This is a genomic window from Streptomyces sp. 142MFCol3.1 (genome assembly GCF_000424945.1).
In the GTDB taxonomy this organism is placed as follows: Bacteria; Actinomycetota; Actinomycetes; order Streptomycetales; family Streptomycetaceae; genus Streptomyces; species Streptomyces siamensis.
In genome coordinates this window covers 49,984-70,087 of the sequence record NZ_AUKV01000017.1, presented here as the reverse complement: position 1 = coordinate 70,087, position 20,104 = coordinate 49,984, and the positions used below count along the sequence as shown (strand labels likewise).

General features: G+C 72.9%; 14 protein-coding genes. 10 read left to right on the top strand and 4 right to left on the bottom strand.

Annotation, left to right across the window (positions count from 1 at the left end):
- Positions 1–6: 6 nt before the first annotated feature.
- The 3 genes from H305_RS0124750 to H305_RS0124740 all read left to right on the top strand — a co-directional run bounded on the left by H305_RS0124750 (position 7) and on the right by H305_RS0124740 (position 4,476).
- Complete coding sequence (locus H305_RS0124750; protein WP_078629232.1) at positions 7–1,125, top strand: LLM class flavin-dependent oxidoreductase; 1,119 nt, start codon at positions 7–9, stop codon at positions 1,123–1,125.
- A 115-nt stretch (positions 1,126–1,240) separates the two neighbouring features.
- Positions 1,241–2,971, top strand: coding sequence for an N-acyl-D-amino-acid deacylase family protein (locus H305_RS0124745; protein WP_028802761.1), 1,731 nt, complete (start codon positions 1,241–1,243; stop codon positions 2,969–2,971).
- A gap of 53 nt (positions 2,972–3,024) precedes the next feature.
- Positions 3,025–4,476 carry an aldehyde dehydrogenase family protein gene (locus tag H305_RS0124740; protein ID WP_028802760.1) on the top strand — a complete coding sequence of 484 codons (1,452 nt, stop codon included), beginning with the start codon at positions 3,025–3,027 and terminating at the stop codon, positions 4,474–4,476.
- Positions 4,477–4,549: 73 nt separating this feature from the next.
- On the opposite strand, the gene H305_RS0124735 is transcribed toward H305_RS0124740, so the two are convergent.
- Positions 4,550–4,963, bottom strand: coding sequence for a nitroreductase/quinone reductase family protein (locus H305_RS0124735; protein ID WP_028802759.1), 414 nt, complete (start codon positions 4,961–4,963; stop codon positions 4,550–4,552).
- 264 nt (positions 4,964–5,227) lie between these two features.
- On the opposite strand from H305_RS0124735, the gene H305_RS0124730 reads away from it, so the two are divergent.
- The 4 genes from H305_RS0124730 to H305_RS47010 all read left to right on the top strand — a co-directional run bounded on the left by H305_RS0124730 (position 5,228) and on the right by H305_RS47010 (position 8,159).
- Positions 5,228–5,986, top strand: coding sequence for an SDR family oxidoreductase (locus tag H305_RS0124730; RefSeq protein WP_028802758.1), 759 nt, complete (start codon positions 5,228–5,230; stop codon positions 5,984–5,986).
- 49 nt (positions 5,987–6,035) lie between these two features.
- Complete coding sequence (locus tag H305_RS0124725; RefSeq protein WP_028802757.1) at positions 6,036–6,938, top strand: SDR family NAD(P)-dependent oxidoreductase; 903 nt, start codon at positions 6,036–6,038, stop codon at positions 6,936–6,938.
- A gap of 44 nt (positions 6,939–6,982) precedes the next feature.
- Positions 6,983–7,738, top strand: coding sequence for a TetR/AcrR family transcriptional regulator (locus tag H305_RS47015; RefSeq protein WP_051370922.1), 756 nt, complete (start codon positions 6,983–6,985; stop codon positions 7,736–7,738).
- A gap of 70 nt (positions 7,739–7,808) precedes the next feature.
- Entirely contained in the window at positions 7,809–8,159 is a 351-nt protein-coding gene (locus H305_RS47010; protein ID WP_051370920.1) for a hypothetical protein, read from the top strand.
- Between the two features lie 9 nt (positions 8,160–8,168).
- On the opposite strand, the gene H305_RS0124710 is transcribed toward H305_RS47010, so the two are convergent.
- Entirely contained in the window at positions 8,169–9,722 is a 1,554-nt protein-coding gene (locus tag H305_RS0124710) for a CehA/McbA family metallohydrolase (RefSeq protein WP_028802756.1), read from the bottom strand.
- Between the two features lie 203 nt (positions 9,723–9,925).
- Between H305_RS0124710 and H305_RS0124705 the strand changes: the two genes are divergently transcribed.
- The 3 genes from H305_RS0124705 to H305_RS0124695 all read left to right on the top strand — a co-directional run bounded on the left by H305_RS0124705 (position 9,926) and on the right by H305_RS0124695 (position 17,263).
- Complete coding sequence (locus tag H305_RS0124705) at positions 9,926–12,541, top strand: bifunctional FO biosynthesis protein CofGH (protein WP_028802755.1); 2,616 nt, start codon at positions 9,926–9,928, stop codon at positions 12,539–12,541.
- Positions 12,542–12,643: 102 nt separating this feature from the next.
- Positions 12,644–15,955: a tetratricopeptide repeat protein gene (locus H305_RS0124700; protein ID WP_037765213.1), complete on the top strand. Its 3,312-nt coding sequence runs from the start codon at positions 12,644–12,646 to the stop codon at positions 15,953–15,955.
- A 192-nt stretch (positions 15,956–16,147) separates the two neighbouring features.
- Positions 16,148–17,263 (top strand): ADP-ribosylglycohydrolase family protein, encoded by a 1,116-nt coding sequence (locus tag H305_RS0124695; protein ID WP_028802753.1) that lies wholly within the window; start codon positions 16,148–16,150, stop codon positions 17,261–17,263.
- 16 nt (positions 17,264–17,279) lie between these two features.
- On the opposite strand, the gene H305_RS0124690 is transcribed toward H305_RS0124695, so the two are convergent.
- Positions 17,280–18,854: a sodium:solute symporter family protein gene (locus tag H305_RS0124690; RefSeq protein ID WP_028802752.1), complete on the bottom strand. Its 1,575-nt coding sequence runs from the start codon at positions 18,852–18,854 to the stop codon at positions 17,280–17,282.
- 346 nt (positions 18,855–19,200) lie between these two features.
- Positions 19,201–19,986: an SDR family oxidoreductase gene (locus H305_RS0124685; protein WP_028802751.1), complete on the bottom strand. Its 786-nt coding sequence runs from the start codon at positions 19,984–19,986 to the stop codon at positions 19,201–19,203.
- Positions 19,987–20,104 lie beyond the last annotated feature (118 nt).

Below are 20,104 nucleotides of genomic sequence, written 5' to 3'. Positions count from 1 at the left end.
ACCTCCTTGGAATTCGGGCTCTTTGTACAGGGATACGTGGGCAAGCGGGCCGAGACCGATCCGCTCGCCGAGCACAAGGCGCTGATGGAGGAGACCGAGTACGTCATCCAGGCGGACAAGTCCGGATTCAAGTACGCCTGGGCGTCCGAGCACCACTTCCTGGAGGAGTACTCGCACCTCTCGGCGAACGACGTCTACCTCGGCTACCTGGCGCACGCGACCGAACGCATCCACCTCGGCTCGGGCATCTTCAACCCGCTCGCCCAGGTCAACCACCCGGTGAAGGTCGCCGAGAAGGTCGCCATGCTCGACCACCTCTCGCGCAACCGCTTCGAGTTCGGCTCGGGGCGCGGCGCCGGCTCGCACGAGATCCTCGGCTTCATACCGGGCGTCACCGACATGAACTTCACCAAGGAGATCTGGGAGGAGACGATCGCCGAGTTCCCGAAGATGTGGCTCCAGGACGAGTACGTCGGCTTCCAGGGCAAGTTCTGGTCGCTGCCGCCGCGCAAGATCCTGCCGAAGCCGTACGGGAAGTCGCACCCGGCCATGTGGTACGCCGCCGGCTCGCCGCCCTCGTACGCCATGGCCGCCCGCAAGGGCCTCGGAGTGCTCGGCTTCAGCATCCAGAAGGTCTCCGACATGGAGTGGGTGCTGGAGCAGTACAAGACCGCGATCGTGAACGCCGACCCGATCGGCGACTTCGTCAACGACAACGTGATGGTGACGACGACCGCCATCTGCGCGCCCACCCACGACGAGGCCATCGACATCGCCGTCCGCGGCGGACTGCACTACCTGCCGTCCCTCGTCTTCCGCTACCACGACACCTTCCCGCGCCCCGAGGGCTTCCCCGTCTGGCCCGAGACGCTCCCCGAGTACACCCCCGAGTTCGTCGAGCTCCTCATCGAGGAGGAACTGCTGATCTGCGGCGACCCGGACGAGGTGCTCACCCAGTGCAAGCGCTGGGAGCAGGCGGGCGCCGACCAGCTCAGCTTCGGCCTGCCGGTCGGGGTGCCCAAGGAGGAGACCCTGCAGACCATCCGGCTGATCGGCGAACACGTGATCCCGAAGATCGACACGGATCCCGTGCACCGGACCACGCGGTTCCGGCAGAGCGCCTGAACGCCGCGGGGCCGCGGACCGCCGGGCGACCGCGGACCCCCGGCGGCCGGCCGCGCAGTTCCCCGCGCCCCTCCGGGGGCGCCCACCGCCGCGGAGTTCAAGGAGGGACGCCGCCATGCTCGATCACGTCATCAGGGGCGCGACCGTCGTCGACGGGACCGGCGCGCCCGCGTTCGTCGCCGACGTCGGCATACGGGACGGCCGTGTCGCCGCCGTCGGCATGGTCACCGAGGAGTCCCGTACGTCCGAGGACGCGGCCGGCCTCGTCCTGGCGCCCGGCTTCGTCGACCCGCACACGCACTACGACGCCCAGCTCTTCTGGGACCCGTACGCGACGCCGTCCCTCAACCACGGGGTCACCACGGTCGCGGGCGGCAACTGCGGCTTCACCCTGGCGCCGCTGAACCCCGCACGCCCCGCCGACGCCGACTACACCCGCCGCATGATGTCCAAGGTCGAGGGCATGTCCCTGGTCGCCCTGGAGGAGGGCGCGCCCTGGAACTGGCACACCTTCGGCGAGTACCTGGACGCCCTGGAGGGCCGCATCGCCGTCAACGCCGGCTTCATGGTCGGGCACTGCGCGCTGCGCCGCCATGTCATGGGACCCGACGCGGTGGGGGGCCGGCCCACCTCCGGCCAGCTGGAGGACATGCTGCGCCTTCTCCACGAGGCGATGGACGCGGGCGCCTGGGGCCTGTCCACCACCCAGTCCTCCACCCACTCCGACGGCGACGGCGAACCGGTCGCCTCACGGCACGCCCGGCCCGCGGAACTGCTGGCGCTCAGCAAGGCGGTCGGCGAGCACGAGGGCACACAGATCGAGGCGATCGTGGCGGGCTGCCTCGACCAGTTCAGCGACGCCGAGATCGACCTGTTGGTGGAGATGAGCGCGGCGGCGGGCCGCCCGCTGAACTGGAACGTCCTGACGATCGACGCGGCCGTGCCCGAACGCGTCCCGCGGCAGCTGGGGGCGAGCGAACGCGCCCGCAAGGCCGGTGGCCGCGTCGTCGCGCTCACCATGCCGATCCTCACCCCGATGAACATGTCGCTCGGCACCTTCTGTGCGCTGAACCTGATCCCCGGCTGGGGCCCGGTCCTCGCACTGCCCGTCCCGGAACGCATCGCGCAGCTCCGCGACCCGGACGTCCGTGCCGAGATGCTGCGGCGGGCCGACAGCAAGGAGGCGGGCGTCTTCCGGAGGCTCGCCGACTTCGGGCGCTATGTCATCGGGGACACGTACAGTGCGGCCAACGAGGGACTGACCGGCCGGGTGGTCCGGGACATCGCGGCCGAGCGCGGCCAGGAGCCCTTCGCGTGCCTGGTCGAGATCTGCGCCCACGACGACCTGCGGACCGTGCTGTGGCCGATGCCCACCGACAACGACCCCGGCTCGTGGGCGCTGCGCGCGGAGACCTGGCGGCACCGGGACGTGCTGCTCGGCGGCTCCGACGCGGGCGCCCACCTGGACCGCATGTGCGGAGCCCCGTACACCACGCGCTTTCTCGGCGACTGTCTGCGCGGGCGGAAGCTGGCGACGCTGGAGCAGGCCGTACGGATGCTGACGGACGACCCGGCGCAGCTGTTCGGGCTGCGCGAGCGCGGACGCATCGAGGTGGGGTTCCATGCCGACCTGGTCCTCTTCGACCCGGAACGGATCGACGCCGGCAAGGCCACCCTGGTGCACGACCTGCCGGGTGACAGCCCGCGCCTCGACTCCAAGGCGATCGGCGTGAGCGCGGTGTGGGTCAACGGCGTCGAGGCGATCAGGCAGGACACGGTGACCGGCGCCGTGCCAGGCAAGGTGCTCCGCTCCGGGCGGGACACGCGGACGGTGAACACCAGGTGACGGGCGTCCGGGCCGCCGCACGGGGGCCCGGACCGGTTCTTCGAGGGGGTCAGGTGACCGGCGAGCAGCGGTTGTTCATCGGCGGGGCGTGGGTGGAGCCCGAGCACGGGCACTACGAGGTGATCGACCCGGCGACCGAGGAGGCCGTCGGGCTCGCCCCCGAGGCCTCGCGGGACCAGGTGCACGCGGCCGCGGCGGCGGCCCGCGAGGCCTTCGGCGCGTGGTCGCGCACACCCGCGGAGGAGCGCGCCGCGGTGCTCGGCCGGGCGGCCGGGATCATCCAGCGCAACGTCCTCCCGTACGCCGAGCTCGCCCGGGCCGAGAGCGGTGCCACGACGGGCACGGCGCGCGCCATGCAGGTGGGGGTCGCGGTGGCCCGCTTCAGGCGCTACGCGAAGGTCGAGCCCGTCGAACAGCCGCTGCCGCCGCAGATCAACGAGGCCGGCCCGTTCGGCGGGGCCGCCGTGATGGGCGCGCTGGCCGTGCGCCACCCGGTGGGGGTGGTCACGTGCATCACCTCGTACAACAATCCCTGGGCCAACCCGGCCGGCAAGGTGGCCCCCGCCCTGGCCATGGGCAACACCGTGGTGGTCAAGCCCGCGCCGCAGGACCCGCTGTCGGTGTACCGGATGGCGGAGGCCCTGGAGGCGGCCGGCGCTCCGCCGGGCGTGGTGAACGTGGTGTCGGGATCGCGCCCGGAGGCCGGGGAGGCCGCGGTCGACTGCCCCGACGTCGACATGGTCAGCTTCACCGGTTCGACCGCCGTCGGGCAGCGGATCGCCGAGGTGTGCGGCCGGGGGATGAAGCGGCAGTTGATGGAGCTGGGCGGGAAGGGCGCGGCGGTCGTCTTCGACGACGCCGACCTGGACTCGGCGGTGTCGGGGATCGGCACCACGTTCTCGTTCTACAGCGGGCAGGTCTGCACGGCGCCGACCAGGGTGATCGTGCAGCGAGGCGTGTACGACCGGCTGGTCGGGCGACTGGCCGCGTACGCGGGGCACTTGACGGTGGGCGACCCGAGGGAGCAGGGCACGGTGGTCGGCCCCGTCATCTCCGCGGCCCATCGCGACCGTGTCGAGGCGTACGTCGAACTGGGGCGCAAGGAGGGTGCGCGCGTCGTCGCGGGCGGCGAACGGCCGGCCGCCGAACGGGGTTTCTACGTCGCACCCACCCTGCTCGCCGACTGCACGCCCGACATGCGGGTGGTGCGTGAGGAGATCTTCGGTCCGGTCGTCGCCGTCCTCCCCTTCGACGACGAGGAGGAGGCGGTCGCCCTCGCCAACGACAGCGACTACGGCCTGATCGACTACGTCTGGTCCGGCGACGTCGCCCGCGCCTTCCGCGTCGCCCGCCGGCTGCGGGCCGGCGGGGTGGGCGTGAACACGGTCGGCCGCAACATGGAGGCCCCGTTCGGCGGATTCAGGAAGAGCGGCGTCGGGCGGGACGTGGGGTCCTACGCGCTGCACGCCTACAGCGAGGTGCAGGCCATCGTCTGGCCGGGGTGAGGCGCGGCCGGGCGAGCGCCGGCGGGTCCGGCGGGCTGCGGACGGTCGGCCGGGGTCAGGTCGGCCCAGTCGCTCAGGCAGGCCCGGACGGTCGGTCGGTCAGGTCGACCCGGACGGTCAGCAGCCGCGTGCCGAGGGCGCGGACGGCGGCGCTGTTCATGCGCGGCAGCAGTCCGAGGCGTGCCCGCGGGTCGTCGTCGGGGAGCGGGTGGGCGGTGCCCTGGTACCAGCGGCCCCGGATGCGGACCCGGACCCGCGGGTCGGCCTCGATGTTCCGTACGTACTGGGACCTGTCGCCGAACTCGGAGACGAGCCAGAACGAGTCGCCGACGCGGCGCCCGCCGACGGGGGTCCGGCGCGGCAGCCCGGAGGTGCGCCCGGTGGTCTCCAGCAGGGTCTGCCAGGGCAACCGCTTCAGCAGCGGGTTGCCGATCCGCCGCTGGAACGTCGTGACGGCCCGCTGCTTGGTGTCGAGGTAGCGCGACATGAGGGCTTCTCCCGTCCGGTCCCGTCGACCCTATCGGGGCGGGGCGGCGGTGGCCGGGCGGGCCGTTCCCGGCCACGGCCTCACGCCGCCGTGCCGCCGTGCCACTGTGCGCCGCCGTGCCGCCGAATCGCCGTACCGGTGTTCCGTAGCGGTGTTCCGTAGCGATGCTACGAAGGAGAGGTAGCGTCGCTACTCGATAAGTGTTAGCGTTGATTCTGTCGGAAGCGGAACACCGCTACCACCGTCACGCCAAGGAGCAACGCCATGAGCGAGCAGCACGAGCCGGCCGCAGCCTTCCCCCGCGTCGCGATCGTCACCGGCGGATCACGCGGCATCGGCCGGGAGACCGCCGAGCGGCTCGCCGCCCAGGGACACGCCGTCGTCGTGAACTACGCGAGCAACGGCACGGAGGCGGACAAGACCGTCCTCGCGATCACCGAAGCGGGCGGGCGGGCGATCGCCGTCCGCGCCGACGTGGCAGACGAGTCCGCGGTGGCCGGCCTGTTCGACGCGGCGGAGCAGGCCTTCGGCGGCGTGGACGTCGTCGTGCACGCCGCCGGATCGATGACCCTGGCCCCGCTCGTGGACCTCGACCTCGACGACCTCGACCGGATGCACCGCACCAACATCCGCGGCACGTTCGTCGTCGACCGGCAGGCCGCGCGCCGGCTGCGCGCGGGCGGCGCCCTGGTCAACATCTCCAGCTCCGTGCTGGGCCTCGCCCTGCCCGGCTACAGCGCGTACGCCGCCTCCAAGGGCGCCGTCGAGGCGATGACGCTGATCCTGGCCCGCGAACTGCGCGGCCGGGACGTCACCGTCAACGCCGTGGCCCCCGGACCGACCGCCACCGAGCTGTTCCTGGACGGCAAGGACGAGGAGACCGTCGCGCGGATGGCCGCCCAGCCGCCGCTGGAGCGCCTCGGCACCCCCGGGGACATCGCCTCCCTCGTCGCCTTCATCGCCTCGCCCGCCGGGCACTGGGTCAACGGCCAGGTGGTCCGCGCCAACGGCGGCATCGTCTGACGCCCCGCCGCCCCGCCGCCCGCCCGTCCCTCGTCCGAGGAGTTCCGACATGAGCAAGAAGACGATCCTCATCACCGGCGCCGGCAGCGGCTTCGGCGCCCTGTCCGCCCGCGCGCTCGCCCGCGCCGGGCACACGGTCTACGCCGCGATGCGCGACACGCGGGGGCGCAACGCGGACCGCGTCGCCCGGGCCGCGGCCCATGCCGCGGAGCACGGCGTGGACCTGCGCACGGTCGAACTCGACGTCCTCTCCCAGGAGTCGGCGGACACCGCCGTGGCCACCGTCCTCACCGAGGCGGGCGGCCTCGACGTGATCGTCCACAACGCGGGCCACATGGTGACCGGTCCCGCCGAGGCCTTCACCCCCGAGGAAATGGCCGCGGTCTACGACGTGAACGTCCTCGGCACCCAGCGCGTCAACCGGGCCGCGCTGCCCCACCTGCGTGCCCGGGAACACGGCCTGCTGCTGTGGGTCGGCTCCACGTCCAGCAGGGGCGGCACCCCGCCGTACCTCGCGCCGTACTTCGCCGCCAAGGCCGCGATGGACGCGCTCGCCGTGTCCTACGCCGCCGAGCTGGCCCGCTTCGGCATCGAGACGACCATCGTGGTGCCCGGCGCCTTCACCTCGGGCACCGACCACTTCGCGACGGGCGGTCACCCCGCCGAGCAGACCGTGCTGCCGGCGTACGAGCAGCGCTACGGCGCGCTGACCGAGCAGGTCGCCCGGTGGCTCGCCGACCTCGCCCCGGCCGGCGCCGACGCGTCCCTGGTCGCCGACGCCGTCGTCGAGGTCGTCGACACCCCGCACGGCGAGCGGCCGTTCCGGGTCCATGTCGACCCCGCGGACGACGGGTCGGAGGAGGTCAGCCGGGTCGCGGACCGCATCCGTGTGGAGTTCCTGACCCGGATCGGCCTGGGCGATCTGCTCGCCCCGCGGGCGACGGCGGCGTGAGCACCCGCCCCCCCGCCACCGCGGCCTCGGATAGCGTCCCTGGCGTGAGTACCAAAGCACGCATCCTCGAAGTGGCGGCCGCGCTGGTCGCCGAGTCACCGGACGGGGACGTCTCGACCCGGGCGGTCTGCGAGGCCGCCGGAGTCGGCGCCCCGGCGCTCTACCGCCACTTCGGGGACAAGGAAGGCCTGCTGTCCGCGGTCGTCGACCACGGCTGGGACCAGTACCTGGCGACCAAACGCGATCGCCGTCCCGGCACGGACCCGCTCCAGGATCTGCGCGACGGCTGGGACACCCACACCGAGTTCGCCCTGCGCAACCCGAACCTCTACCGGCTCATGAACTCCCCGGTCATGCGCACGCCCCCGGCCGCTGCCCTGGAGTCCCACGAGATCCTCACGTCGGACCTGCGGCGCGCCGCCGAACTGGGCAGGCTGCGTCTCGCCCCCGAGCTCGCCGCTCAGATGATCATGTCGGCCAACGTCGGTGTCGCGCTGATGCTGGTCTCCCGACCGGCGAGCTTCACCGACGCGTCCCTGTCCCGACGGGTCCGGGACGCCGTGCACGCCGTGGTCTTCACCCCGGACGCCGGGTCCCTTACGCCGGCCGCGGAGGGGGCGCAAGGGCCGCGGGTCCCCGCGACAGCCGCCCGCCTCGGCGCGATCCTGCGCCAGTCCCCGAGCTCGGCCCTCACCCCCGCCGAGACGGGCCTGCTCGGCGAGTGGCTCGACCGGCTCTCCAACACGCCCCCGGACGGCACCGACGCTGCGGGACGGCCGTCGGGCGGACGGCGGTCCTGAGCCGCAGCAGAGGGGCCGACTGAGTACGCGCACGGATGCCCGGCGCGGCCCGGGTCCGTAGCGTCGGGGCATGGATCACACGAGAGGCTCCGGCGCACCGGCAAAACCCGTCACCGAGGCTCGGCGCACCCCCGCCGCATGGGCCGGACCGACCGCACTCGCGCTGCTGGTGCTGTTCACCGGCGCCCTCGTCGGCCTGGTCGGGCCGCTGCTCGCCATCGCCTGCGAGGCCTGCCAGGACGGCGTCCGCACCCCGCGCCACGGCGACGCGCTGACCGCCGTCGCGCAGGGAGCCGTACCGCTCGTCACCCTCGGCACGGTCCTCGGGATCTTCGTGCCCCGGGGCGGTGCGAAGGTGGGCGGGGCCGGGCTGGGCGTGCTGGTGCTCCTCCTGGTCGTGATGCAGGCCCTGAGCGCCTGAGGTCCCGACTCACCCGTCCGCGGCCCCGGACGCCCCCAGGAAGATGGGGTTGGTGAACGCGGCGAGGGCACCCGGCAGCGGACCGGCCGCCACCTCGTGCCGTATCTCGGCCCGTACGTACGCCGCGTAGGAGGCCGTGGTGCGCCACTCGACCGTGCCCGAGCCGGACACCGGCAGCGGGGCGCTGGTGAACAGGACGCCCTGGTCGGTGACGAAGCGGACCGTGCAGCGGGGGACGCCGGTGGCCTCCAGACGCACGGTGACCGGGGTCTCCCGGTCCACGTGCAGCCGTTCGCCGATGCCCGCGTGCTCTCCCCGGCCGCCGGACGCCGTGAAGGACAGCGAGACGGTCTTCGACTCGGCCACGTACGAGCGGCCCGCACGGATGCCGTCCTGGACGGCCTCGCGTGTCAGGTCGTCGGCGAGGACGACGGTCTGCGGCGTGCCGACCGGGTCGGGGTCGCGGTGCGCGTCGCTGTTGCCCATCGCGGGGAGCCAGTCGCGCCCGGAGCGCACGGAGGCGACCAGCATGCCGTCCCAGTCGGCCAGGGCCACCTCGTCGTCGGGCGTGTACGGGCCGTTCCACACCTCGACCGCGTCCGCCTCCCCGAAGCCGAACTTCCAGGCGCAGCCGATGCAGGTGGCGTGCGGGTGGGCGGGCACGACGAGGCCCCCGGCGCCCCGGATCTGACGCGCGTACCGGCCGAATCGGTTGTCCCGGGCGCGGTAGCGCCAGTCGACGAAGGTGCCGGGGTCGGTGCCGAGGGCCACCACGTGGCCGTTGCGGGTGGTGATCTCCTCACCGAGCATGATCAGCAGGTCGTCGCCCGCCTGGTCCGCCCAATGGGGGTGCGCGGAGTGGGTGTTGTGGTCCGAGGTGTTGATGAAGTCGAGACCGGCGGCGCGGGCCAGCGCGGCGATCTCGGCCGGTGTGCGGCGGCCGTCCGAGTACCAGGAGTGCAGATGGCAGTCGCCGCGGTACCAGTCCCGGCCGCGGCCCTTCGCGCGCTGCGGCGGGTAGGCCGGCTCGGGGGTCGGGGCCTGCTCGCCGTAGGTGAGGGTGATGGTGACCTCGTACGCCAGTCCCTGCGGGGCCACCGTGTAGGGGCCGAGCGCGATGTGCCAGGTGCCGGCGCGGACCGGGCCGGGGACGTACCCGGGGGTGGCGTCGTCGCCGCGCAGGAAGAACTCGGTGCGCGCCCCGCCCGACCAGCCGCGGAAACCCCGGCCGCCCGGCGCGGTGCCGCGCTCGTCGAAGATGCCGATGTCCAGGGCGTTGCCCGCGGTGCCGGCAGGCACGGACGGCCTCTCGTAGGTGTACGCGACCCTGATCTCCCGCACCCCGCGCGGCACTTCGACCGGCAGGTACACGAAGTCGGGCGAACCGGTGGGCAGGGTGCCGCGCACCGTGCGGGTCTTCGAACCGCCCGCCGGGGTGCCGGAGTCGCCGGCCGCGTCGGCGCCGCTCGCGAAGGTCACGCTTCCCAACGTAAGCGCCGCGGCGGCGCCCGTCACGAACAGGGCGCGTCTGCCCATCCCGTTTCCGTGGTCGTCCTCGCACATGCTGCTGCTCCCAGGGGTGGTCGAGCATGACATTGACTGCCATGGTGTGGCGCGGGGGTGGCAGGGGCAACCCTGCTGCCCGGCCGTGAACGCCGTTGAACGGGAAGGGGATCGGCGGTTTGCGCGCACGCGACGCCCCCGGACGCACCGGGATTGCGCGCGGGCCCTGCTGTGCCTGATCACCGCGATCGTATGCTCGAAGGATGACGACTTCCGAGACTCCCGGAACCGGGCCCACGACTCCCGCGACGTCCGGGACCGGGCCGACGGCGAACTCCATGCGGCGCGCGCTCAGACGTGCCCGCGACGGCGTCGCGCTCGACGTCGGTGAGGCGGCGGTTCTCCTCCGGGCGCGCGGCGCCGACCTCGAGGACCTGGCCGCGTCCGCCGCGCGTGTGCGCGACGCGGGCCTTCAGGCGGCCGGCCGTCCGGGCGTCATCACGTACTCCAAGAGCGTCTTCATCCCGCTGACCCGCCTGTGCCGGGACAAATGCCACTACTGCACCTTCGTCACGGTCCCCGGCAAGCTGCGCCGCGAGGGCCACGGGATGTTCATGTCCCCCGACGAAGTGCTCGACGTCGCCCGCCGCGGCGCCGAACTCGGCTGCAAGGAAGCCCTGATCACCCTCGGCGACAAGCCCGAGGACCGCTGGCCCGAGGCCCGGGAATGGCTCGACGCCCACGGGTACGACGACACGATCGCCTACGTACGGGCCATTTCCGTCCGCATCCTGGAGGAGACCGGCCTGCTCCCGCACCTCAACCCGGGAGTGATGTCCTGGACGGACTTCCAGCGGCTCAAGCCGGTGGCCCCGTCGATGGGCATGATGCTGGAGACCACCGCGACCCGGCTGTGGAGCGAGCCCGGCGGCCCGCACCACGGCTCCCCCGACAAGGAACCCGCCGTCAGACTGCGGGTCCTGGAGGACGCCGGGCGCTCCTCCGTCCCCTTCACCAGCGGACTGCTCATCGGCATCGGGGAGACGTACGAGGAGCGCGCCGAGTCGCTGTTCGCGCTGCGCCGGGTGTCGCGGTCGTACCACGGCATCCAGGAGCTGATCATCCAGAACTTCCGCGCCAAGCCGGACACCGCGATGCGTGGCATGCCGGACGCGGAACTCGACGAACTGGTCGCCGCGGTCGCCGTGGCCCGGCACATCATGGGCCCGTCGGCCTGCCTCCAGGCCCCGCCGAACCTCGTCGACAGCGAGTACGGACGGCTCATCGGTGCGGGCATCGACGACTGGGGCGGCGTCTCGCCGCTGACCATCGACCACGTGAACCCGGAACGGCCCTGGCCTCGGATCGAGGAACTCGCCGCCCGCTCGGCAACCGAGGGCTTCGAACTGCGCGAACGGCTCTGCGTCTACCCGGAGTTCGTGCGCCGCGGCGAGCCCTGGCTGGACCCGCGGCTGCTGCCGCACGTCCGGGCGCTCGCCGACCCGGAGACCGGCCTCGCCCGCCCCGACGCGGTCGTCGAGGGACACCCGTGGCAGGAGCCGGAGGAGGCCTTCGTCTCCTCCGGACGCACCGACCTGCACCACACCATCGACACCGAGGGCCGCACCGGCGACCGGCGCGACGACTTCGACGAGGTGTACGGCGACTGGGAGGCGCTGCGCGAGGCCGCCGCGCCCGGCATGGCCCCCGAGCGCATCGACACCGACGTACGGCAGGCGCTGGCCACCGCCGCGGACGACCCCACGAAGCTCACCGACGCCGAGGCGCTCGCCCTGCTGCACGCCGACGGCGCCGCGCTCGACGCGCTCTGCCGGGTCGCCGACGACGTCCGCCGGTCCGCCGTCGGCGACGACGTCACCTACATCGTCACGCGGAACATCAACTTCACGAACGTCTGCTACACCGGCTGCCGCTTCTGCGCCTTCGCCCAGCGCCGCACGGACGCCGACGCCTACACCCTGTCGCTGGAACAGGTCGCGGAGCGCGCCGCACAGGCCTGGGACGTCGGCGCGGTCGAGGTCTGCATGCAGGGCGGCATCCACCCCGACCTGCCCGGCACCGCCTACTTCGACATCGCGAAGGCGGTCAAGGAACGGGTCCCCGGCATGCACGTCCACGCCTTCTCGCCGATGGAGGTGGTCAACGGAGCCACCCGCACCGGTCTGTCCGTCCGGGAGTGGCTGACGGCCGCCAAGGAGGCGGGCCTCGACTCGATCCCGGGCACCGCCGCGGAGATCCTCGACGACGAGGTCCGCTGGGTGCTGACGAAGGGCAAACTGCCTGCGGCGACGTGGATCGAGGTCGTCACGACGGCGCACGAGCTGGGCCTCCGCTCGTCGTCGACGATGATGTACGGCCATGTCGACCAGCCCCGCCACTGGCTCGGCCACTTCCGCACGCTCGCCCGGATCCAGCAGGAGACCGGCGGCTTCACGGAGTTCGTGACGCTGCCCTTCATCCACACCAACGCCCCCGTCTACCTGGCCGGCATCGCCCGCCCCGGCCCGACCACCCGCGACAACCGCGCCGTGGTGGCGATGGCCCGTCTCCTGCTCCACCCGCACATCCCCAACATCCAGACCAGCTGGGTCAAACTCGGCGCCGAGGGGGCCGCCGAAATGCTGCGCTCCGGCGCCAACGACCTCGGCGGCACCCTCATGGAGGAGACCATCTCCCGCATGGCCGGGTCGTCCTACGGCTCGTACAAGTCGGTCAAGGACCTGATCGCGGTGGCCGAGGCGGCGGGCCGCCCGGCCAGGCCCCGGACGACGCTGTACGGCGAGGTGCCGGAGGAACGGCAGCGGGCCGCCGCCGCGTCGGACGGGCATCTGCCGGAGTTGTTGCCGGTGCTGGAGTGAGGGCCTGCGGCCGGGCGGACCGACGCGGACGGTGCCCCCGGTCCCCTGAAGGCCGTGCGCCAGAATGAGGGGCGTCGGGCTCGGGGCGAGGGGGCGGCACGGATGGCGCAGACGCGGCGGTCGATGCAGCAGCTGATCGCGCAGCGCAGACGGCAGGGCTTCATCGGACGCGGTGCCGAACGCGCCGCGTTCCGCGAGAACCTGGAACTGCCGCCGGAGGACGAACGGCACCGGTTCCTGTTCCACGTGCACGGCAACGCGGGCGTCGGAAAGACGTTCCTCCTCAGGGAGTTGGAGCAACTCGCCCGGGAACGCGGGGCGCTCACCGCCTACGTCGACGAGTCCGTCGGCAGCGTGCCGGAGGCGATGGCGGCCGTCGCCGAGCACTTCGCACGTCAGGGACACCGCTTCAAGGAACTGGAACGGCTCCTGGCCACTCACCGGGAGCGGCGCCACGAGGCGGCGGCCGCCGCGGACACCGGCCCCGGGCCCGAACCGGCGGACCCCTCGCCCGCCGGCATGGCCGCGGCCCGCGCGACCCTCGTGGGCCTGGGCCTCGTCCCCGGCGTCGGTGCCTTTGCGGGCGCCCTGGACCCGGCCCAGCTGGCGCAGGGCGCCGACCGGTTAAGGGCCGGGCTCAGTGCCCGGTTCCGCAACCAGGAGGACGTGCAACTGGTGCTGTCCCCCGAGCGCGTCCTCACCCCGGTGCTGCTGAAGGAGCTGGCCGAGGCCGCCGCCCACGTCCCCTGGGCGGTCCTGGCCTTCGACACCTACGAGCGCACCGGCCCCTTCCTCGACGGCTGGCTGCACGACGTCATGACCACCGACCGGTACGGCAGCGCCCTGCCCGCGAACATCGTGGTCCTCACCGCCGGCCAGCGGCCCCTCGACCCCGCCCGCTGGAGCGGTCTCGCCGACTTCGTCACGGAGGTGCCGCTCGGCCCGTTCACGGAGACGGAGGCGCGCGGACTGCTCGCCGGCAAGGGCGTGGTGGCCGAGCCGGTCGTCGAGGAGGTGTTGCGGCTCACGGGCGGCCTGCCCGTGCTGGTCTCGACCCTCGCCGAGCAGCGACCCGCCGGGCCCGACGGCATCGGCGACCCCAGCGCCACGGCCGTCGAACGCTTCCTGAAGTGGGAGCAGGACCCGGTGCGCCGGGCCGCGGCCCTCGCCTGCGCACTGCCGCGCCGTCTGGACGCGGACGTGTTCCGCGCCGCGGTGGACTGCCCGGACGAAGAGGCCGACGCGCTGTTCGGCTGGCTGCGGGGGCTGCCCTTCGTCAGCGACCGAGGGGACCGCGTCCAGTACCACGACGTCGTCCGCGCGCCGATGCTGCGGCTGCAACGGCGACGCTCCCCGCGCGGCTGGGCCGACCGCCACGCCCGGCTCGCCGCGGCGTTCGCCGCATGGCGCGGCGAGGTCGCCGCCCGCCTGGAGGAGGACGAGGTCTGGGGCGACGAGGAATGGCGGGAGCTGCGCCTCGCGGAGTCCTACCACCTGCTCTGCGCCGGGCCGCGTGCCGCGGTGCCCGCCGTGCTGCGCGACGTCGTGGACGCCTGTGGCGAGGGCGAGGTGGTGGCACACCGGTGGGCCCGGATGCTCGTCGAGGCGGGCGAGGACACGGACGCGGAAAACCTGGGCCGCTGGGGGCGCGAGCTGCTGGCGGAACTGGAGGACGGCACCCACCGCACGCTGGGACTGCTGCTGAACCGGGGCGGACTCGACGCGCGCGGTCAGGCGGTGGCCAGGATGCTGCGCGGCCTCGGCCACCGCGTGGACCGCGACTTCGCGCGGGCACTCGTCGAGTACGAGGCGGCGATCGAGCTCGATCCCGAACTGGAGCGCGCCTATTACGGCCGCGGCGTCACCCACGCCGAGCTGCACGCGTACGAGGCCGCCCTCGCCGACCTCGACCGTGCCGACGAGCTGCGGCCGGGCAAGGCCCGGATCCTGTTCGTCCGCGGTGACTACCACCGCATCATGGGCCACTTCGAGCAGGCCCTCGAAGACCTGGACCGCGCCGTCGCGATCGACCCCCAACTGGCGGGCGCCTGGGCCTCCCGGGGTGTCACCCGGCACAGCCTCGGCCGTACCGACGCCGCCCTCGCCGATCTGGACCGGGCCGTCGAGCTCGACCCGGAACACGTGTGGGCGCTGGTGCGGCGCGCCCGTGTACGGCGTTCGCGCGAGGAGCACACCGAGCAGCTCGCCGACCTGGACCGGGCGGTCGCACTGGGGCCCGGCCTGGCCTGGGTGGCCTGTGAGCGGGGCGACGCGCTGCGGGTCGCCGGCCGTGCCGAGGAGGCCCTCGCCGACTACGACCGGGCGATCGCCCTCAACGACGCCTACGCGTCCGCCTACGCGAGCCGGGGCGTCGCCCGCAGCGGACTCGGCCGTCACACCGCCGCCCTCGCCGATCTGGACCGCGCCCTGGAGCTCTACCCCTCGTACGCCTGGGCGCTGGTGCAGCGGTCCGCGGTGCACCGTCGGCTCGCCGACCCCGAGCGCTCGTTCGCCGACGCCGACCGGGCCGCGGACCTGTGGCGGAGCAACGCGTGGGTGCTGTGGAACCGCGGGGAGGCACTGCGCTGCCTCGGCCGCTTCGAGGAGGCCCGCACCGACCTGGACCGGGCGCTCGCCCTCGACCCGGACAATCCGTGGGCGGTCGGCTGCCGCGGCGCCGTCCTGCACGAACTGGGGCTCTTCGGTGAGGCGTTGGCCGATCTGGAGCGGGCCGTCGTCCTGGATCCGGACGGTGGCTGGTACCGGATGCGGCGGATCGTCACGCTGCTCGCGGTGGGGCGTGCGGAGGACGCCCGCACGGGTCTGGAGCACTATCTCGGGCGCGGCGACCCGGCCGACGATGCGGCCTGGGCTTATCACACGCTCGCCCGGATCCATCTGCTGGAGGACCGTGCCGGGCGGGCGAGGCAGGCGCTGACGGCGGCCTTCGCGCACGGTCTCGAAGAACCCGGCGGCCTGGAGGAGCTGGCGTGGGCGCAGCGCAGGGCGGGGGAGTGGGCCGCGGCGCGGCGCACGGCCGAGCGGATGGGCGCCGGTCACGCGGCGGGCGGGGCCGTCTGCCTGGCGCTGACAGTGGCCTGCCACGACGGCGCGGACGCGGCGCGGCCGATGTGGCGCGAGGCCGCGCGCCTGGTCCCCGGCCGGGAACAGGCCCCCGGCGCCGCCGAATTCCTGCGCACCGTGATCGACGCGGGTCTGGAGGACTGGCCGGCGCTCGACGACAGTCTGACCCGGCTGCTCCGCGAACCGCGCGAATGGGTCGACCTCGCCTGGCTCGCCGGCCTTCTGCAGGAACTGTCGTCCGCTCCCGGCGCCGCCGTCGCGCGCCTGGCTCCCCGTCTGGCGCGCGTGACGGAGGAACGGGACGCGATCAGGGCGCGGTACGCGGAGTGACGTTCGGGGAGGTGACCGGCACGGCCCGCACGGCCCGGCCGCGTCGGCGGCCGGTGCGTTCATCGCCCAAAGGTGACCAGGAGGGTTCACTCGGCCCACACTTCGCATACCGTTCCGTCCCCTCAACCGACCGTTGGCGTTCGATTACAGTGCTGGACTGTCGGACGTGCGGACGGTGCCTGGGAGGTCTCGGTGGGTGCGACAGCCGGTGCCGTCTGGGGCCGTACCGAGCAGCAGGACTTTCGCAGCAGAGTACGCGGCACGCTGCTGGGGGCGGCCGTGGGCGACGCGCTGGGCGCACCGCTCGACGGGCTCGGCCTGGAGGAGATCCGCGAGGCGTACGGCGCGGAGGGCCTCACCGACCTTGCGTCCGCGTACGGCAGACGCGGCGCCGTCACCCATCTCACGCAACTCACGCTGTTCAGCGTCGACGGGCTGATCCGCGCCCAGGTGCGGCGCGACACGGGTGCCTGGCATCCGCCCACGGACCTGCACCGGGCCTACCGCAGGTGGGCCGCCACCCAGAGCGACTGGGGGCCCGACGAGCGCCGCAAGGACGACGGCTGGCTGGCCCGCGAGGAATGGCTGTACGCGCGCCGTGACCCGGCCAGGTCCTGTCTGCTCGGCCTCGGCGACGACATCATGGGCACACTCGACGCGCCGAAGAACCCCGGTGAGGCCGGACCGGAGGCCGCGGCCCGCTCGGCGCCCTTCGGACTGCTCGTCGGCTGGGAGCCGCAGCTGGTGATGCAGCTGGCCGTGGAGTGCGCCGCGCAGACGCACGGGCATCCGGCGGCCTATCTGGCGGCGGGTGCGTACGCCGTGATCGTGCACGCGCTGGCCCGTGGCGAGAGCCTGGACGCCGGCGTGCAGCGGGCCCTCGGGCTGCTCGGCGCGCGGCCGGGACAACAGCCCGTCACGGACGCGCTCCAGCACGCGCTGGGTGCCGTCCGGCAGGGCATGCCGACTCCGGGGCGGGTGGAGGAACTCGCCGGGAACGCCACCGCGGAGGGGCTGCTCGCGGTCGCCGTGTACTGCGCGCTGGTCGGCGAGGACATCCGCCACGGGCTGCGTCTCGCGGTCAACCACGGGGGCCCGTCCGGTGTCGCCGGGGCGCTCACCGGCGGGCTGCTCGGCGCCCTGCACGGCGAAACGGCCCTCCCCCCGGCCTGGCTGGCCGAGCTGGAGGGCCGTCCCACCGTGCTGGTCCTCGCGGACGACTTCGCGATGGAGATGACCCAGGGGCCCGCGCTGCACGGGCCGGGCGGGTCGTCCCCCGGGTGGCTCGCCCGCTATCCGCGGGGCTGAGCCGCCCCCTGGTCCTTCAGTCCTTCGCCGGGGTGCCCACCACGCCGTCGGCCGCCCCGGCGGGCGCCGGGATCGCCGCCGCCGCGCCGCCGGTGTCGTCGTCCGTGTTGATCTTCTCGATGATCGCGTCCCGCTCCGGGGTGTCCTCGGGCCTCAGGTGGCCGATGAGGATGTACAGGACCAGGGAGATGACCATCGGCACGGCCACCTGGTACTCCAGCTTCACGTCGGTGCGCTGCGAGAAGTCCAGGTTGTAGTTGACGAAGAAGAACGCGAGCAGACCGCAGGCCCAGCTGGTCAGCGCCGCCGTCGGCCCGGACCTACGGAACGGGCGGAGCAGTCCGAGGATGAACGGGATCGCGATCGGGCCCATCAGGCCGGCCACCCACTTGATGACGACCGTGATGATGTCCTTGAAGGTGGGGGAGTTGACCTGGGTGGCCACCGCCATCGAGAGGCCGAGGAAGGCGACGGTGGTGACGCGGCCCGCGATCAGCCCGGCCCGGGTGTCCCAGGCCCGCGCGGCCTTCGACAGCACCGGGACGACGTCCCGGGTGAACACGGCGGCGATCGCGTTGGCGTCCGAGGAGCACATGGCCATCGTGTGCGAGAAGAAGCCGACGACGACCAGGCCCAGCAGGCCGTGGGGCAGGAGCTGTTCGGTCATCAGGCCGTACGCGTCTGAGCCGTCGGGCTTCTGTGCGGTGACGAGCAGCGGCGACAGCCACATGGGGATGAACAGGATGACCGGCCACACGAACCACAGTCCGGCGGACAGGAACGCCGAGCGCGTGGCCTGCTTGGCGCTGCCGGTGGCCATGTAGCGCTGGGCCTGGTTCCACATGCCGCCGTTGTACTCGAACAGCTTGATGAACAGGTACGCGATGAAGAACACGGTGAGGTACGGGCCCGCGAAGCCGTCCGCGTGGCCGTCCAGCTTCGGCGAGTCCAGCGCCTTGGACAGGCCGCCCTGGTCGGAGATCTTGTTCAGCGCGATGACCAGCATGGCGAGGCCCGCCAGCAACTGGATGACGAACTGGCCGAGTTCGGTGAGAGCGTCGGCCCACAGCCCGCCGATCGTGCAGTACACCGCCGTGATGCCGCCGGTGATGATGATGCCCTGGGTGAGCGTGACGCCGGTGAAGACGCTGAGGAGGGTCGCGATGGCGGCCCACTTCGCGCCGACGTCGACGATCTTCAGCAGGATGCCGGACCAGGCGAGTGCCTGCTGCGTCGGTACGTTGTAGCGGTCCTTGAGGTATTCGAGGGGCGAGGCGACGTGCAGGCGCGAGCGCAGCCGGTTGAGCCGGGGTGCGAAGGCCTTGGCGCCTATGGCGACGCCTATGGCGATGGGCAGGGCCCAGGTGACGTACGACGTGATGCCGTACGTGTACGCGATGCCGGCGTAACCGGTGAACATCACCGCGCTGTAGCCCGACATGTGGTGCGAGATGCCCGACAGCCACCACGGCATCTTGCCGCCCGCGGTGAAGAAGTCGCTGACATCGTCCACACGCTTGTGGGACCAGACGCCGATCGCCGTCATCACGCCGAAGTACGCGACCAGGACGGCCCAGTCGAGACCGTTCATGTGCCCCCTCCAGGGGTCCGCCTTGTGAACCTGCTGATACCGGACGGCACTTCGCCAGTACGCGCTGGGGCGGCGCCCCCGTGCGGGAGCGGGGACTTCGGGGATTGAACCGCTGGTCCGACCGGCCGGTCAAGACCTTTCGCGGTCACAGATATGAACGCAGATCAGAAAGCAGAACGATTTTACGTCCACTTTACCCGTCGGGCTGTTGTCGTGCTCGTGACGTGGACCACACGATGAGCGGGCACTTCGCCAGACCGGCGGACCCACGGAGAAGGGCGACCGGACGACAGCCGTACGGGATGCGGGTCCCGTACGCCTGGGAAGGGAGGGTCGACAGCAGTGACTACCGCATGAGTTCGCCGGCGTTCACGAGCAGCGACTGCCCCGTGATCGCCCGCGCCCGGTCGGACGCCAGGAACACCGCGGCGTCCGCCACGTCCCCGTCGGTGGCCAGCTCGGGCAGGGCCATCCGTTCGGTGAGCCGCCGCAGCACGTCCGCCTCGGGCACGCCCTCGGTGTGCGACGTGAACTGCACGTACGCCTCCACGGGCGGCCCCCACATCCATCCGGGCAGTACGGTGTTGACCCGGATCCGGTGCGGTCCGAGTTCCCGCGCGAGCGAGTACATCGCACTCGTCAGCGCGCCCTTCGACGCCGCGTAGGCCGCCTGGCGCACCTGGCTCGGCGCGGCCACCGACGACTGCGTGCCGATGATGACGACCGAGCCGCCCCGCTCCTTCAGTCCGGGCAGGCAGGCCCGGGTCATCCGCAGGGTGCCCAGCAGGTTCACGTCGATGACCGACTGCCAGGTCGCGAAGTCGGCGTCCTGGAGGCCGCCGAAGTAGCTGTCCCAGGCGGCGACATGGACGACCGCGTCGATCCGCCCGAACCGCTCCGTCGCCAGCGCGGCCAGCGCCTCGCACTGGCTCTCGTCCGTGATGTCCGTCGCCCGGTACGCCGTGTGCGAGCCGTCCGGATCGAGCTCCGCCGCCGACTTGGCGAGGTTCGCCTCCGTACGCGCCCCGAGCACCGCGTGGCCCCCGTCGCGCACCACCGCCGCCGCGACCTGATGGCCGAGTCCGGCCCCGACGCCCGACACGACGACGGTCCTGCCCGCGAGCAGTGACATCGCTGCCTCCATGTTCTCCGGATCGGTTCGCCTTCGGGGCGCCCGGGCCCGCGCCCCTTCGGCTCACCCGCCGGCGGTGCCGTGCCTCTGGCGCATTGCCTGACGGAGCGTCAGAGTA